Here is a 15,214-nt window from a genome sequence, read left to right as displayed (position 1 = left end):
AACACTGACCGCGGCCACAGCGCCCTGAGAGGACTCCCACCCACCAGCCGACTGTCACCAACCTGATGACCGAGAACACCTAGGCTCTGGTGAGTGACCGACCGCCATGACGACAGCGATCCCCGCGACTGGGGCAGATCCGGTTCCGGCCGGGACCGTGACGCACGCGGGCGTCGCCGTGTGACCTCCCGGGGGGCCGGGCGGGGACCCGTGCCGCCGCACCCCGACCGTCCGGCGCGCCGCGGCGGCGTGCCCCGCGACGCCGAGGCGCGCCGGGACCGCACCCGCGTGATCGGTCGCCCCGAGCAGGACCCGCGGTACACCGACCGCTCCGACCGCCGCGACCCGCGCGGCCGGTACGACGAGCCGGCCGGGTACGCCGCGGCCGTCGAGCACCCCGAGCACGACGGGCTGGCCCATGAGGACGCCCCCCGCCCGACCCGCGGCGCCGACCGCCTCGAGCGGGCACCGCGGCGCCGCCACCCGGTGCGCCGGACGCTGACCGCCGTGGTCGTCGTGGTCGCGCTCTGGCTGGCCGGCACGGTCTGGGCCGTCGTCGACTCGTGGAACAAGGTCGAGCGCACCGACGCCATGCCCACCTGGGGGGACCGCCCGGCCGACACCGCGGGCCGCAACTACCTGCTCGTCGGCTCGGACAGCCGCGAGAACCTCTCCGCCGAGGACCGCAACCGGCTGCGCACCGGCGGTGGCGCGGGACGCCGCACCGACACGATCATGCTCGTCCACGTGCCGGTCCTGGGGGCCCCGTCGCTGGTCTCCATCCCCCGCGACTCCTACGTGCCCATCCGTGGCATGGGCGAGAACAAGATCAACGCCGCGTACAACACCGGTGGCGCCCCGCTCCTCATCGACACCGTGGAGCAGAACACCGGCCTGCGCATCGACGGGTACGCCGAGATCGGCTTCGGCGGCTTCACCAACGTGGTGGAGAGCCTCGGCGGCGTGGAGCTCTGCCCCAAGCAGGACATCCAGGACGACAAGGCCCACCTCGACGTGAAGAAGGGCTGCCAGGAGATGGACGGCGTCACCGCCCTGGCCTACGTGCGCGCCCGGTACTTCGACCCGCGTGGCGACCTGGGCCGCGTGGAGCGCCAGCGCGAGTTCCTCAAGGCCATCAGCTCCAAGGCGCTCACCCCCGCCAACGTGCTGCTCCCCTGGCGCCTGCACTCGGTGGGCAGTGCCGTGACGCCCAACCTCACGGTGGACGAGCACGACTCAATGCTGGAGATCGGCATGGCGCTCAACGCGGTGCGCCGTGCCAGCGGCGGCGACCGGCAGGTGACCGTCCCAGTGAGCGACTCCACGCTGCGCACCGAGCACGGCTGGGCCGTGAAGTGGGACGACGAGAGGGCCGGCGAGCTGTGGAAGGCCCTGCGCGAGGGCGGCGACCTGCCCGACGGGCTGTGACCCCGGCCCAGCGCGCCGGGCTCTCGGTCGGCTTCGCCACCGGCCTGTACGGCATCTCCTTCGGCGCCCTTGCCGTCGCCAGCGGTCTCGACGCCTGGCAGGCGGTGGCGCTCTCGGCGCTGATGTTCACCGGCGGGTCCCAGTTCGCCTTCATCGGGGTCGTCGGCGGCGGGGGCTCCCCCGCCGCCGCGACCGGGGCGGCCACCCTGCTCGGCGTGCGCAACACCGTCTACGGGCTGCGCCTGGCCACGCTCGTCCCGCCCCGCAGCGCGCCCGAGCGGGCCGCGATGGCGCAGCTCACCATCGACGAGTCGACCGCCGTGGCGGTGGCCCAGCAGGACCGGGCCGAGCAGCGCCGCGGGTTCTGGGCCGCGGGCCTCGGCGTGTACGTCTTCTGGGTGGCCTTCAGCGCGCTGGGAGCGGTGGCGGATGACCGCATCGGCGAACTCGACGCCCTCGGCCTGGACGGCGCCGCGGTGGCCGCGTTCACCGGCCTGCTGTGGCCCCACCTCTCCGCCCGGCGGCCGGTGGTGATCGCGGTCCTGGCGGCCGTGGTGACCCTGGCCCTGGTGCCCGCCGTGCCCGCCGGCCTGCCCATCCTCGGGGCCGCGGTCGTGGCCGCCGCCGCGGGGTGGGCCAGCCGCCCCGAGACCCTCCGGAGCACCTCGTGACCCCCGTGACCGCTGCAGCGGTGCTCGCCGCCCCGGCCGCCGCCGACGCCCCCGCCACCTCGTGGACCTGGCTGCTGCTGGCCTGCGGGCTGGCCTTCGCGCTCAAGCTCGGCGGGTACCTGCTGCCGCGCACCCTGCTCGAGCGGCCGGCCGCCCTGGACCTGGCCGCCATGGTCACCGTGGGCCTGCTGGCCGCCTTGACGGCCACCAACACCCTCGCCTCCGGGCAGGGACTCCAGCTGGACGCCCGCGTGGTGGCACTGGGGGTGGCCGTGGTGGCCCTGTGGATGCGGGCGCCCTTCCTGCTGGTGGTGGTGCTCGGGGCGGCCTCGGTGGCCCTGGCCCGGGCCCTCGGCTGGTCCTGACCGGCGCCCCCCTCCCCTCTCCCCCGCGCGGCGCACGACGACGGGGCCCACCGACCGTCCGGTGGACCCCGTCGCGGCGTCGTGCGGTCAGCACATGGGCAGGGTCCTGAAGGTGTAGCCCCGGGCACGCAGCTGGCGGATCATGTCGTCCAGCGCCGCGACGGTCTGCGAGCGGTTGCCGCCCCCGTCGTGCATGAGGGCGATGCCACCGGGAGTCATCCGCTTGACCACGTCGTCGACGATGGCCTTCTCGCCCGGGCGCTGCCAGTCGTTGCCGCCGGCGCTCCACAGCACCGAGTAGCCGAAGCCGGCCGACCCCGCGGCCTCGTGCACGCGGTCGTTGGTGGCGCCGTACGGCGGGCGGAAGCACTTCGGCGGCCCACCGATGACGGCCTGCGTGCTCGTGAGTTCCTTGACCACCTGCGGGCTCGTGAGGTCCCACAGCTCGGGGTGGTTCCACGAGTGGTTGGAGACCTTGTGGCCCTCGGCGCGGGTCCGGGCCACCAGGCCGGGGTAGGCCTTCGCCCACGACCCGACGACGAAGAAGGTGGCCGGCACGTCGTACTTGTCGAGCACGTCGAGCACCTGCGGGGTGTACCGCGGGTGGGGTCCGTCGTCGAAGGTCAGGTAGGCGACCTTCTCCCCGGTGGGCCAGCTGAGGATGCGCCGGGCGGCGGTGCGGGGCGTGGTGGCCGAGGTGGACACCCAGCGGTGGTCGCCGACGTGCTGCCAGCCGCCCACCACCGGCCCGGTCACGCGCGTGCCCGCGGACAGCCTCCCCACCACGGAGTTGCCGGTGGACGGCCCGAAGCGGACGTTGGTGGTGCCCAGGGTCCACCGGGTGCGGCTGGCGCCCGGCGAGCGCAGGTGCTCCAGGCGCACCCACTCCCCCTCGCGCACCCGGCCCCACCCGTTGGTGACCTGCGAGTACTCCACCGGCTTGCCCGGCGCCAGCACCCGCACTGCGGCGTAGGTGCTGCGCGGCCCCTTCCGGACGGTGGTGCTCGTGGCGGCCACCCCCAGCGTCCAGGTGGACGAGGCGGTGACGGTGTCACGCGCCGCGACGGCCCGGGCCTCGGCCACGGACTGCGCCGGCACGCCGCCGGACTCCGCCCCCGGCACCCGGTCCTCGCGGGCCAGGGCGCCGGCGGTGGCCAGCATCGTGACGGCGACGCACCAGGCGGCGCCGCGACGCACGAGGCGGACACGGTCGTGTGCGGTCATGGTGTTCCCCTCCTCGGTGGGCCCCCGCCCACCTGTCATGACGGCGGGTCCCCTCGACCCGTCCGTGACGGCGCGGACCCCCTCGGTCCGGCCGCTGTGCGGACCCTCTCGGCCCGCGCGGGTGGCCCGGGCCCCCTCGGCCCGTTCCCCCTGCCGTCGTGCCGGGGCCGCCCCCCGCACACGACCCCCTGACGGGGTGCACCCCGACCTTAGCCGGGGTGCACCTCACGGGAGCCCGTCGAGAGCCTCACAGTCCCCGCACAGACCCCACCTGCCTGGCCGGTCTCAGCCGGGCAGGCCCTTGAGCAGCTGGCGCGCCATCACCATGCGCTGCACCTGGTTGGTCCCCTCGTAGATCTGGGTGATCTTGGCGTCGCGCATCATGCGCTCCACGGGGAAGTCCTTGGTGTAGCCGTAGCCGCCGAAGAGCTGCACCGCGTCGGTGGTGACCTCCATGGCCACGTCGGAGGCGAAGCACTTGGCCGCGGCACCGAAGTAGGTCAGGCCCGGGTCGTTGCGCTCCGACTTGGCGGCCGCGTTGTACACCAGCTGGCGGGCCGCCTCGAGCTTCATGCCCATGTCGGCGAGCATGAACTGCACGCCCTGGAAGCCGGCGATCGGCTGACCGAACTGCTCGCGCTCCTTGACGTACGCCAGCGCGGCGTCGAGGGCGCCCTGCGCGATGCCGAGGGCCTGGGCGCCGATGGTCACGCGGGTGTGGTCGAGCGTCTGCAGGGCGATCTTCAGGCCCTGGCCCCGCTCGCCCACCATCCGGTCGGCCGGGATGACGCAGTTCTCGAAGAGCAGCTCGCGGGTGGGCGAGCCCTTGATGCCGAGCTTGCTCTCCGGCTCGCCGAAGGAGAAGCCCTCGTCGTCCTTCTCCACCACGAAGGCGGTGACGTTGCGACCGCGGGGGCCGTCCGGCTCGGTGACGGCCATGACCGTGTAGTACTCCGAGACCCCGGCGTTGGTGATCCAGGACTTCTGGCCGTTGAGCACGAAGCTGCCGTCGGACTGCTCGGTGGCGGTGCAGCGCATGCCCGCGGTGTCCGAGCCCGCCCCGGCCTCGGAGAGCCCGTAGGAGAACATCGCCTCCCCGGCGGCCACCGGCGGCAGGTACTTCTGCTTGACCTCCTCGCTGCCGGCGAGGATCAGCGGCATGGTGCCCAGCTTGTTCACGGCCGGGATGAGGGAGCTCGAGGCACAGCCGCGCGCCACCTCCTCGATGACGATGCAGGTGGCCAGCGCGTCGGCCCCCAGGCCCTCGTAGTCCTCCGGGATGTGGGGGGCGTGGAACATCGTCTCGCGCAGCGCGTCGTAGGCGACCTGCGGGAACTCGCCGGTCGCATCCACCTCTGCGGCGGCGGGCGCGATCTTGTCGCGCACGAGCGGGCGGATGGCCTCACGGACCGTCTCGTGGAAGTCGCTGGGCGTGTACAGGTCGAAGTCGCTCACCGGGCCATCGTACGGCGCGGCCCCACCTGCCTCGTGACCCCCGTCACTCCCGGGCACGCACGAGGGCGGCGACACCCCGTGCAGGGTGCCGCCGCCCTCGCGCTCACGGCCCGGCTCAGAGGAACTCGAGCGGGTCGAACTCGTGGATCGGGATGATGCGCATGCGCGGCAGGCGCGCGTTGAAGGCGTGCACCTCGTACTCGAGGTCGAAGGTCTCCATGCCCTGCTCCTCGAGCTCCACGAAGCCCGCGTTGCGGTACTCGCGGAAGCCCATGAGGCCCAGGCGGCGGTCCTCGTCGTCGAGCAGGCGCGTCATCTGCGGCAGGAAGTCGCCGTCGTGGCTCACCAGCACCACGTCGTCGGAGCGCTCGGCGAGCGCGTCCAGCGTGCGCTGGATGGCGATGTCGACGACCTTCTCGTCCGGCCCACCGGACAGCGGGATCGGCTTGTAGCCGATAGCCATGAGGGCCTGCACGAAGTTCATCGGCAGGTGCTCGGTGCTGGCGGCCAGGAAGAACAGGCCCTGCACCGGCTGGGCCCAGGCCTGCTGCATGTGGGTCAGCAGGCGCTCCCACCGGGGGCGCTCGTCGGGCTGGGGGCGGCGGCCCAGGCAGTTGCCCAGGGTGGCGTCGATGTTCTCGCCGTCGACGAGGAGGTAGGTGGTGCGCTCGGGGGCGGCGGGGTTCATCGCGGGTCCTCGGCGGTCGGTGTGGACGGGGCGGGTTCGCCCTGCCCCTGCAGCCTACGGGCCAGCGCCTCGCCCTTGGCGTGGGCCGCGTCGCGCAGCGAGGACTGGAACTCCACCATCCGCTGGCGCAGGGCGAGGGACTCCTCGTCGGTGCCCGCGGCCAGGATCTGCGCGGCGAGCAGGCCGGCGTTGCGCGCGCCGCCCACCGACACCGTGGCCACCGGCACGCCGGCCGGCATCTGCACGATGCTCAGCAGCGAGTCCATGCCGTCGAGGTGCTTCAGGGGCACCGGCACGCCGATGACGGGCAGCGGGGTGGTGCTGGCGAGCATGCCCGGCAGGTGGGCCGCTCCCCCGGCGCCGGCGATGATGACGCGGTACCCCGCATCGGCGGCCGTGCGCCCGTGCTCGATCATCTCGGTGGGCATGCGGTGCGCCGACACCACCTGCACGGTGTGACTCACCCCCAGCTCCTCCAGGGCCGCGGCGGCCGCCTCCATGACGGGCCAGTCGCTGTCGGAGCCCATGACGATGCTCACATCGGCGGGGGCGCTGGTGCGCAGGTGGCTCATGCGGTCTCTCCTTCGTCGGTGCCCTCCAGCAGGGCCCGGGCGGTCTCGGCGCGCCGGCGCAGGTCGTCCAGGTCGTCACCGCACACGGTGACGTGCCCGACCTTGCGCCCGGGGCGCACCTCCTTGCCGTACAGGTGGATGCGGGCGGCGGCGTCACCGGCCATGACGCGGCGCGAGGCGGCGTGCAGGTCCTCGGCGGCGCCGCCCAGGACGTTGGCCATGACGGTCCAGGTGCTGCGCGGGGCGGTCTCACCCAGGGGCATGTCGAGCACGGCCCGCAGGTGCTGCTCGAACTGGTCGGTGGTGGACCCGTCCTGGGTCCAGTGGCCGGAGTTGTGCGGGCGCATGGCGAGCTCGTTGACCACCCAGCCGCGGTCCTCCTCGGTGGGGGCCCCGGTCTCGAAGACCTCCACGGCCATCACGCCGGTGACGCCCAGCTGCTCGGCGAGCTGCTCGGCGGTACGGCGCACGTCATCGGCCAGCGCCCGGTCCACCTCGGACGCGGGGGCCTCCACGCGGGTGCAGATGCCCTGCTCCTGCACGGTGTGGACCACCGGCCACGAGCGGACCTCCCCCGAGGGCGTGCGCGCCACCATCACCGCGAGCTCGCGGCGGAAGGCCACGGCCTGCTCGGCGAGCAACGCAGCCCCCTCGGCGCGGTCGAACCACGCGGCGGCGCGCTCCAGGTCGGCGGGGCCGTCCACGAGCATCACGCCCTTGCCGTCGTAACCGCCCCGCGGCGTCTTGAGCACCACCGGCCACTCACCGGCGGCGAACTCCTCCAGCGCGGCCGTGCTGGTCACCTCGGCCCAGCGGGGCACCGGCAGGCCGGCCTCCGAGAGGGCGCGGCGCATCACCACCTTGTCCTGGGCGTGCAGGAGGGCGTCCGGCGCCGGGTGGAGGGCCACGCCCTCGTCCTGCAGCACGGCCAGCACGTCGGCGGGCACGTGCTCGTGGTCGAAGGTCACCACGTCGCACACGCGGGCCAGCTCGCGCAGCGCCTCCAGGTCGTCGGCGCGCCCCAGCGGCGCCTGCGGGAAGACCTGCGCGGCCGCGGCGTCGGTGGACTCGGCCAGCACCACCACCCCCAGGCCGAGCTCGGTGGCGGGACCGGCGCACATGCGGGCCAGCTGGCCGCCGCCGACGATGCCCACGACGGGCGCCCCGGTGGGGACCTGCGGACGGTTGACGAGGAGGGGGGAGGCGTCTGTCACACCCGGAGGATATCCACCGTGCGTCGGAGCGGCCGCGGCCGCTCGCGCGCGTACCGTGTGCCCAATGACCAGCGAGCACCACCAGACCACCGGACTGCGCCGCGCCCTGGGGGTGCTCACCCGCGAGGCGAGCAAGTTCGGGGTGATCGGCCTCCTCGCGTTCGTCATCGACGCCGGCCTGTACAACCTGCTCATGTACGGCCCCGTGCTCTCCACCGACGCCGCCGCCGAGGGCGTCCTGGGCGACCACCCCCTCACGAGCAAGGTCGTCGCCACCGCCGCGGCCACGGCCTTCGCCTGGCTGGGCAACCGCTACTGGACCTTCCGCCACGCCCGCCGCGCCGACGTCGGCCGTGAGGCGCTGCTGTTCGTCGTCTTCAACGTGCTCGGCCTGCTCATCGCGCTGGCCTGCCTCTGGTTCAGCCACTACGTCCTGGACTTCCGCTCGCAGCTGGCCGACAACATCTCCGGCAACGGCGTGGGCCTGGTGCTCGGCACGCTCTTCCGGTTCTGGGCCTACCGCACCTTCGTGTTCACCGAGGAGCTCGGCGACGAGCTGGAGCCACACGACGAGGACGACGACCCCGAGTCGGTGGTGCGCCCCTACGGCGTGCACGAGGAGGTCGACCACCACGACGCTTCCGGCCACCGGAGCGACTCCGGCCACCGGAGCGACTCCGGCCACCACGAGGACCCCGACCACCAGCAGGTCGGCACCGCGGCGTGACACCGCGGCCTCCGCACCCCGCGACGCGCACGCAGACGCCCTGCCCCCATCGACGGAGGGCGCCTGCGGCGTTCAGCGGGTGGGTGACTCCGCCGGCTCGGAGAGGAACACCCCGAAGGTGGCGTGCCGCTCGTCGAGCAGTTCCAGGCGGCCCCCCACCGCGGTGATGATCTGCCGCGCCAGGGCCAGGCCGCGCCCGGTGCCGCCCCCGGCGGTCACGTCGCGCTCGAAGATGAGGTCGGCGATCTCCGGCTTGATGCCGGGCCCCTCGTCGCTCATCACCAGCTGGACGGACGGGCCGTTGTGCTCGATGTGCAGGGTGATGATGCCCTCGCCGTAGGTGAGCGAGTTCTCGATGAGGGTGGAGAGCACCTGGGAGAGCACCCCCTGCGGGCAGGCCACGTGCAGCCCGAAGGTGCCCGTCACCCGCATCCCCCGGCGCTGCTCGCTGAACAGCGGCTGCCACTCCCGCTGCTGGGCGGCGATCACCTCGTCCAGCGAGAGGATGTCCATGGTGGCCAGCGCCGAGTTGGCGGCGGTCTCCAGCATCTCCTCCACCACGGCGGTGAGGCGCTCCACCTGGGTGTGCGCCTCCTCGGCCACCTCGCGGGCCTCCTCGGCCGACTCGGCCAGGGCCAGCTCGTCGAGGCGGATGGTGAGCGCCGAGAGCGGCGTGCGCAGCTGGTGGGCGGCGTCACCGGCCAGTCGGCGCTGGGAGGTGACCATCCGGGTGAGGTGCACCGCGCGGCGCTGCACGGCATCGGCCAGGTCGTCGATCTCCGCGATGCCGGTGGGCTCCGGGGCGGGCGCGGGTGCTCTCACCGGTGCCCATGCCCGGGATGCGGCGGGCCAGGGCGTCGATGGTGGCCTCCGGCCCGTCCAGCGCCTCGTGCACGCGGCGGGCGTTGAACAGCGTGGTCAGGCGCAGCCCGGCCAGCACCGCCAGCGGCACCCCGAGCCAGGCCCACAGCGGGGGCCCGGGCAGGTCGAGGGTGGCCCAGATGCCCAGCCCCACGGCCACCAGCAGGGGGAACAGGGCGCTGAGCTGCGCCACCCGCACCGCCCGGTGGACCACGTCGGTCCACAGGCGGCGCAGGGTCACCTGCGCGAGGGCCTTCACTCCTCGGTGACCAGCCGGAAGCCCACCCCACGGACCGTCGCCACGAAGCGCGGGGCGTTGGGGTCGTCGCCGAGCTTCTTGCGCAGGCCCGAGACGTGCATGTCCAGGGTCTTGGTGGACCCCACCCAGTCGGTCTGCCAGGCCTCACGCATGAGCTGGTCACGGCTCACCACCCGGCCGCGGTCGCGAACCAGGATGTGGAGCAGGTCGAACTCCTTGGCGGTGAGGGTGACCTCCTCGCCGTCCACCCACACGCGGCGGGCGGAGGAGTCGATGCGCAGGCCGTCATCGGAGTCCGCGCCGTCCAGGCCGGTCTCGTGCGGGGCACGGCGACGCAGCAGGGCCCGGACCCGGGCGTGGAACTCGGCCAGGCGGAAGGGCTTGGTCACGTAGTCGTCGGCGCCGGCGTCCAGGCCCACGACGGTGTCGATCTCGCCCGCGCGGGCGGTGAGCATGAGCACCGGGAAGGTGTGGCCCTCCGCGCGCAGGCGGCGGCACACCTCCAGGCCGTCCATGCGCGGCAGGCCGATGTCGAGCACCAGCAGGGTGCACCCCTGTCGGGCGGTCATGAGAGCGCTCGGCCCGTCGGCCACGACGGTCACGTCGAATCCCTCGCGCCGCATGGCGCGCGCCAGCGGCTGCGCGATGTCCTCGTCGTCCTCGGCGAGGATCGCGACCAGCGGCTCACCCGTCTCGTGGACGGTGCTCTCGCTCACTTGCCCGGCCACTTCGGTGCGCGCTTCTCGGCGAAGGCGGCCACGCCCTCGGCGCGGTCACCGGAGAAGGCGGTGGCGCGCCAGCAGGCGTCCTCCACCTGCAGGCCGGTGCGCAGGTCCACGTCGCTGCCCAGGCGCATCGCGCGCTTGGCGTTGCGCAGGCCCACCGGGGAGTTGCGGCCGATGGTCGCGGCCATCTCCAGGGCCTTCTCGCGGGCGGAACCGGCCGGGACCAGCTCGTCGACGATGCCGATCTCTGCGGCCTCCGGGGCCGGGTACTTGGCCGCGGTGAAGATGGCGCGCGCGGCGCGGCTCCACCCGATGCGGCGGGTCAGCAGCTGGGTGCCGCCCCCGCCGGGGATGACGCCCACGGACACCTCGGGAAGACCCAGCAGGGCGCCCTCGCCGCCCACCAGGACGTCGCAGGAGAGCGCGATCTCCAGGCCACCGCCCAGGGCGAACCCGTCGACGGCGGCGATGGTCGGCATCGGCAGGTCCAGCCCCCCGCCGTAGGCGCGCTGGGTGACCGGGCGCTGCTCCATGAGGTCGGCGTCGGTGAAGGAGTTGCGCTCCTTGAGGTCCGCCCCCACGCAGAAGGCCTTCTCGTGGGCGGAGGTGACCACCACGCAGCGCACGTCGCTGGCGGCCAGCTCGTCGGTGGCGGCGCTGATGCGGCGGGCCATCTCGGTGGAGATGGCGTTCATGGCGCCGGTGCGGGCCAGCACCAGCTCGGCCACCTCACCGTCCTCGCCGTGCCGCTCGATGCGGACCCAGTCCTCCGGGCGGTCCGGGGTCGACGGATCACTCATGGCTCTCTCCAAACGTGAGGTGGCCCCGGGCCGAGGCACCGGGAGGGACGGACAACAGGTGGTGCGGCGTCACCGGGCCGATGCCGTGCAACGTCCGCGGCTCCAGTACCGCGAAGCGCCAGGCCGGGTCGTGCGCCAGGGCCACCGCGGTCTCGGGGTCGGTCAGCACCGTCCCGGCCGCGGCGTTCGTGGTGAGGCGGGCGGCGCGGTTGACGGTGTCACCGTAGACGTCGCCGAGGCGGAGCAACACCCTCCCCGTGGCGACACCCACCCGCAGGGGCGGCAGCATCGGGTCCTCGTTGGCGGCGCGCACGAGGTCGTGGGCGATGAGCACCGCCGAGCGGGGGTCCAGCGCCTGGTAGAGCACCTCGTCGCCGATGGTCTTGACCACGCGCCCCCGGTAGCGGCGCACCACGTCGACGACGAGCTCCTCGAAGCGCGTCACCAGGCGGGCGATCTCCACGTCGCTGGAGCGGGCCACGCGCTCGGAGAACGAGACCATGTCGGCGAAGCCCACCGAGCGGTTCACGCCGGCGGCCAGCTCGGAGCTCGCGTCGGCGAAGAGCGTCGAGAGCGAGGCCGTGAGGTGGCGGCGCCAGGTGTAGCCCACGAGGCGCTCCAGGTCGTCGGCCAGGTCGGCCAGCACCACACCGGTGGCCTCGGCGACCTCCGGGGTCACGCGCTCGGCCAGGCCCTCGGTGCCGTCGGCCACCACGGAGGCGTCCGGGTGGTCCCAGGCGCCCAGCTCGCGGCGGGGCTCCCGGCGGTAGCGCTCCGCGTCCTGCAGGCGCTCGGCCACCACCTCCACCTGCCAGGTGGCCAGCCGCTCGGTGGTGGTCCCGATGCCGCGCATCAGGCTGATGAGCACGTCCTCGTCGATCTCGTAGCGGCCCAGCAGCCGCCGGGCCACCGTGAGGGCCTCGAGGTCGGCATTGCTGAAGACGGTGTCCTCGGCGCGGGCGTTCTGGAAGCCCAGGGCCCGCCAGAAACGGCGTGCCACGCGCAGCGGGACGCCCGCGTGCCGGGCCACCTCGCCACGCCGCATCGTGCGCCGGCGCCCGATGATGCGCTCGGCGATGGCGTCCATGGTGCGCGCGGGCGGGTCCGCGACCTCCGCGGGCCGGTGCGGGGGCAGCGCCGAGGGGAGCGAGTGGTTCAGGAAGGGCTGCTCGCCGTGCACGGGTCGCACGTCGCGCATGCGCTCCATGGGGCTCCTCCTCCCGTCATCGGCCTGGACCGGTACATGGTGTCACGTGGGTCACGTCGCGGGGCGGAGGTGGACCACGTCCGCCGCCTGGAACTCGCGCGGCCCCTCCCCCGGCTCCCCGGCGACCTCCACGAGCAGCCCGCCCGAGGGCGCCAGACCGGTCGCCGTGCCCCGGACGAGCTCACCGCCGGGCAGGTGCAGGTCCACCTCCTGGCCGAGGGTGGCGCTCACCGCGGCCAACCGGTCGGTGAGCGGGCCGTGCTCGGCGTCCGCCAGCTCGGGGGCGACCCCCTCGGCCAGCCAGGCCGCGTGCCACACGGCCAGCCGGTGGAGCACCCCGGTGAGCACCTGCTCGCGGAGGTCTGCCGGGGGCACCCAGCCGGGGCCGTGGACGGCACGGAGCTCGTCGCAGACGCTCGCCGAGCGCCCCGCGGCCTCGGCCGACAGCCCCGCGGTGGGCCACACGTTGAGGCCGATGCCGGCCACCACCGAGCGGCCGCCCTCCCCCACCTGGCACAGGATGCCGGCGAGCTTGCGCCCGGAGGTCCGCGAGAGCACGTCGTTGGGCCACTTCACCCCCGTCGGCAGACCCAGGGCCGCCAGCGCCTCGTGGACCGCCGCCCCCACGCAGAGCGGCACCTGCCCCCAGCGCGGCGTGCGACTGGCCGCCAGAGCGAGGTCCACGGCATCGACCCCGCCGGTCAGGGGCAGCACCACCGAGACCGCGATGCCGGAGCCCGGCGGGTTCTCCCAACCGCGCCCCAGCCGTCCCCGGCCGGCGGTCTGGTGGTCGGTGGAGACCGCGCGCCAAGGGGTGCCGTCGGCCAGGGCCAGCGGTTGCGTGCTGGGGAGGCTGGCGTGGTGCACGAGACCGTCGGCGAGGTCGGACAGCGCGCGGCCCACCGGGTCGTGGACCGGGCCGCGGTCCGCGGCCAGGGCGCGCAGGGCGCCGCGCACCGCCGGCAGGTCGAGGCGGCTGTCGGGGTCCTCCAAGTCCTGGGGGGCAGGGCTGTGGTCGGTGTGCGAGAGGTGGGTCACAGGCCAACGTTAGGGTGGCGCGCATGACCGAGCACGGATCCGCGGGCAGCGAGCCCGAGATCGACCTGACCACCACCGCCGGGCGACTGGCCGAGTTCGAGCGCCGCCGGGCCGAGGCCCTGCACGCCGGCTCCGAGCGCGCCGTCGAGAAGCAGCACGCCAAGGGCAAGAAGACCGCCCGCGAGCGCATCGACGCCTTCCTGGACGAGGGCTCCTTCGTGGAGCTCGACGAGTTCGCCCGCCACCGGTCCACCAACTTCGGGCAGCAGAAGAACCGCCCCTACGGCGACGGCGTGGTGACCGGCTACGGCACCGTGGACGGCCGCACCGTGTGCGTGTTCGCCCAGGACTTCACCGTCTTCGGCGGCTCCCTCGGCGAGGTCTTCGGCGAGAAGATCGTCAAGGTCATGGACCTGGCGCTGAAGATCGGCTGCCCCGTGGTGGGCATCAACGACTCCGGCGGCGCCCGCATCCAGGAGGGCGTGGTGGCCCTTGGCCTGTACGCCGAGATCTTCCGCCGCAACGTGCACGCCTCGGGCGTCATCCCGCAGATCTCGCTGGTCATGGGCCCCTGCGCCGGTGGCGCCGTGTACTCGCCGGCCATCACCGACATCGTGGTGATGGTGGACCAGACCAGCCACATGTTCATCACCGGGCCGGACGTCATCAAGACCGTCACCGGTGAGGACGTGACCTTCGAGGACCTCGGCGGTGCCCGCACCCACAACTCGGTGAGCGGCGTGGCCCACTACATGGCCAGCGACGAGGCCGACGCGCTCGAGTACGTGCGCGAGCTCATGGCCTACCTGCCGCAGAACAACCTCGACGAGGCGCCGGTCTTCGAGGCCGAGGACGCCACGGCCGACGTGGACGAGGCGCTCGACACGCTCGTCCCGGACTCGGCGAACATGCCCTACGACATGCTCACCGTCATCGAGTCGATCGTGGACGACGGCGACTTCCTGCAGGTGCAGGAGCTGTTCGCGGCCAACATCATCTGCGGCTTCGGGCGTGTGGAGGGCCGCTCGGTGGGCGTGGTGGCCAACCAGCCGATGCAGTTCGCCGGCACGCTGAACATCGACGCCAGCGAGAAGGCCGCCCGCTTCGTGCGCATGTGCGACGCGTTCAACATCCCGGTGCTGACGCTCGTGGACGTGCCCGGCTTCCTGCCCGGCACCGACCAGGAGTTCGGCGGCATCATCCGCCGCGGTGCCAAGCTGCTGTACGCCTATGCCGAGGCCACGGTGCCGCTGGTCACCGTCATCACGCGCAAGGCCTACGGCGGCGCGTACGACGTGATGGGATCCAAGCACCTGGGTGCGGACGTGAACTTCGCGTGGCCCACCGCGCAGATCGCCGTGATGGGCGCGCAGGGGGCGGCCAACATCCTGTACCGCAAGCAGTTGGCGGCCGCCGAGGCCGAGGGCGGCCCGGAGGCGATGGAGGCCGAGCGCGCCAAGCGGATCGCGGAGTACGAGGAGACGCTGGCCAACCCGTGGATCGCGGCCGAGCGCGGCTACGTGGACGCGGTGATCCGCCCGGCGGACACCCGCGCCGAGGTGGCCAAGGCCCTGCGGGCGTTGCGCACCAAGCGCGAGACGCTGCCGGCCAAGAAGCACGGGAACATCCCGCTGTGAGCCCGGCGACGCGGGAGGCCGGGGACGCGGCTGCGGTCCCCGGCATGGAGGACGCGGCTTCGACTGCGGCTGCGGACGCGGCTGGCACGGCCGGTGAGCCCGTGGTCACGCTGCCGGCGGACGCCTCGGCCGAGGAGGTGGCCGCCCTGACGGTGGTGTTCTCCGCCCTCGGTGGTGGCGAGGCCCCGGCCGTGGAGCGCACCAATCGCTGGGGCGTGCCGGGTTCCGGGGTCCGCGGTGCCGTGGTTGCCGGACCGGGCGCCTGGCGGGCCTCCGGCCTCCCCCGCTGAGACCCGGCGGCACCCGACGGCGCAACCGGTTCACCTCTGGAGCGCGCCAACGC

General features: G+C 73.8%; 17 protein-coding genes. 6 read left to right on the top strand and 11 right to left on the bottom strand.

Annotated features, from left to right (window positions below):
• Window positions 1-210 precede the first annotated feature (210 nt).
• From CYJ76_RS09470 to CYJ76_RS09460, 3 genes are read left to right on the top strand one after another with little or no spacing between them, the layout of a single operon-like run.
• Window positions 211-1,428: an LCP family protein gene (locus CYJ76_RS09470; protein ID WP_238138212.1), complete on the top strand. Its 1,218-nt coding sequence runs from the start codon at window positions 211-213 to the stop codon at window positions 1,426-1,428.
• A complete protein-coding gene (locus CYJ76_RS09465; RefSeq protein WP_101849960.1) occupies window positions 1,425-2,099 on the top strand; it encodes an AzlC family ABC transporter permease in 675 nt (224 codons plus the stop codon). The genes CYJ76_RS09470 and CYJ76_RS09465 overlap by 4 nt, the downstream gene beginning before the upstream one ends.
• A 5-nt stretch (window positions 2,100-2,104) precedes the next feature.
• Complete coding sequence (locus CYJ76_RS09460) at window positions 2,105-2,464, top strand: AzlD domain-containing protein (protein WP_238138215.1); 360 nt, start codon at window positions 2,105-2,107, stop codon at window positions 2,462-2,464.
• 87 nt (window positions 2,465-2,551) lie between these two features.
• On the opposite strand, the gene CYJ76_RS09455 is transcribed toward CYJ76_RS09460, so the two are convergent.
• The 5 genes from CYJ76_RS09455 to CYJ76_RS09435 form a co-directional block, all read right to left on the bottom strand.
• A complete protein-coding gene (locus CYJ76_RS09455; RefSeq protein WP_141494311.1) occupies window positions 2,552-3,688 on the bottom strand; it encodes a polysaccharide deacetylase family protein in 1,137 nt (378 codons plus the stop codon).
• 285 nt (window positions 3,689-3,973) lie between these two features.
• Window positions 3,974-5,143, bottom strand: coding sequence for an acyl-CoA dehydrogenase family protein (locus tag CYJ76_RS09450; RefSeq protein ID WP_101849958.1), 1,170 nt, complete (start codon window positions 5,141-5,143; stop codon window positions 3,974-3,976).
• Between the two features lie 115 nt (window positions 5,144-5,258).
• Entirely contained in the window at window positions 5,259-5,831 is a 573-nt protein-coding gene (locus CYJ76_RS09445) for an NYN domain-containing protein (protein ID WP_070704200.1), read from the bottom strand.
• On the bottom strand, window positions 5,828-6,403 hold the full coding sequence (gene purE / locus CYJ76_RS09440; RefSeq protein ID WP_070704197.1) for a 5-(carboxyamino)imidazole ribonucleotide mutase: 576 nt from the start codon (window positions 6,401-6,403) through the stop codon (window positions 5,828-5,830). The genes CYJ76_RS09445 and purE overlap by 4 nt, the downstream gene beginning before the upstream one ends.
• On the bottom strand, window positions 6,400-7,617 hold the full coding sequence (locus CYJ76_RS09435) for a 5-(carboxyamino)imidazole ribonucleotide synthase (RefSeq protein ID WP_070704194.1): 1,218 nt from the start codon (window positions 7,615-7,617) through the stop codon (window positions 6,400-6,402). The genes purE and CYJ76_RS09435 overlap by 4 nt, the downstream gene beginning before the upstream one ends.
• A 64-nt stretch (window positions 7,618-7,681) precedes the next feature.
• Here CYJ76_RS09435 and CYJ76_RS09430 point away from each other — a divergent pair, with 64 nt between their 5' ends.
• Window positions 7,682-8,344, top strand: coding sequence for a GtrA family protein (locus tag CYJ76_RS09430; protein ID WP_101849957.1), 663 nt, complete (start codon window positions 7,682-7,684; stop codon window positions 8,342-8,344).
• A gap of 72 nt (window positions 8,345-8,416) precedes the next feature.
• Here the strand turns inward: CYJ76_RS09430 and CYJ76_RS09425 are convergent, their stop codons facing one another.
• The 6 genes from CYJ76_RS09425 to CYJ76_RS09400 are packed head-to-tail and all read right to left on the bottom strand — an operon-like array spanning window position 8,417 to window position 13,234.
• Window positions 8,417-9,070 carry a sensor histidine kinase gene (locus tag CYJ76_RS09425; protein WP_238138214.1) on the bottom strand — a complete coding sequence of 218 codons (654 nt, stop codon included), beginning with the start codon at window positions 9,068-9,070 and terminating at the stop codon, window positions 8,417-8,419.
• On the bottom strand, window positions 9,039-9,464 hold the full coding sequence (locus tag CYJ76_RS12910) for a hypothetical protein (RefSeq protein ID WP_101849955.1): 426 nt from the start codon (window positions 9,462-9,464) through the stop codon (window positions 9,039-9,041). The genes CYJ76_RS09425 and CYJ76_RS12910 overlap by 32 nt, the downstream gene beginning before the upstream one ends.
• Window positions 9,461-10,180, bottom strand: a complete 720-nt coding sequence (locus tag CYJ76_RS09415; RefSeq protein WP_256374417.1) for a response regulator transcription factor — start codon at window positions 10,178-10,180, stop codon at window positions 9,461-9,463. Before CYJ76_RS09415 ends, CYJ76_RS12910 begins: the two co-directional genes overlap by 4 nt.
• Window positions 10,177-10,989: an enoyl-CoA hydratase/isomerase family protein gene (locus tag CYJ76_RS09410; protein WP_101849954.1), complete on the bottom strand. Its 813-nt coding sequence runs from the start codon at window positions 10,987-10,989 to the stop codon at window positions 10,177-10,179. The genes CYJ76_RS09415 and CYJ76_RS09410 overlap by 4 nt, the downstream gene beginning before the upstream one ends.
• On the bottom strand, window positions 10,982-12,196 hold the full coding sequence (locus CYJ76_RS09405; protein WP_101849953.1) for an adenylate/guanylate cyclase domain-containing protein: 1,215 nt from the start codon (window positions 12,194-12,196) through the stop codon (window positions 10,982-10,984). Before CYJ76_RS09405 ends, CYJ76_RS09410 begins: the two co-directional genes overlap by 8 nt.
• A gap of 51 nt (window positions 12,197-12,247) precedes the next feature.
• On the bottom strand, window positions 12,248-13,234 hold the full coding sequence (locus CYJ76_RS09400) for a biotin--[acetyl-CoA-carboxylase] ligase (RefSeq protein WP_101849952.1): 987 nt from the start codon (window positions 13,232-13,234) through the stop codon (window positions 12,248-12,250).
• Window positions 13,235-13,257: 23 nt separating this feature from the next.
• On the opposite strand from CYJ76_RS09400, the gene CYJ76_RS09395 reads away from it, so the two are divergent.
• Together CYJ76_RS09395 and CYJ76_RS09390 are read left to right on the top strand one after the other, a co-directional pair.
• Window positions 13,258-14,871, top strand: a complete 1,614-nt coding sequence (locus tag CYJ76_RS09395; protein ID WP_070704179.1) for an acyl-CoA carboxylase subunit beta — start codon at window positions 13,258-13,260, stop codon at window positions 14,869-14,871.
• Window positions 14,868-15,161 carry an acyl-CoA carboxylase subunit epsilon gene (locus tag CYJ76_RS09390; protein WP_144043072.1) on the top strand — a complete coding sequence of 98 codons (294 nt, stop codon included), beginning with the start codon at window positions 14,868-14,870 and terminating at the stop codon, window positions 15,159-15,161. Before CYJ76_RS09395 ends, CYJ76_RS09390 begins: the two co-directional genes overlap by 4 nt.
• Window positions 15,162-15,214: the final 53 nt, after the last annotated feature.

This window comes from Kytococcus schroeteri (assembly GCF_002847825.1).
Taxonomy (GTDB): Bacteria; Actinomycetota; Actinomycetes; order Actinomycetales; family Dermatophilaceae; genus Kytococcus; species Kytococcus schroeteri.
Note: the sequence above shows the minus strand (reverse complement) of the source record. Positions and strands in the feature narration are given on the sequence as shown.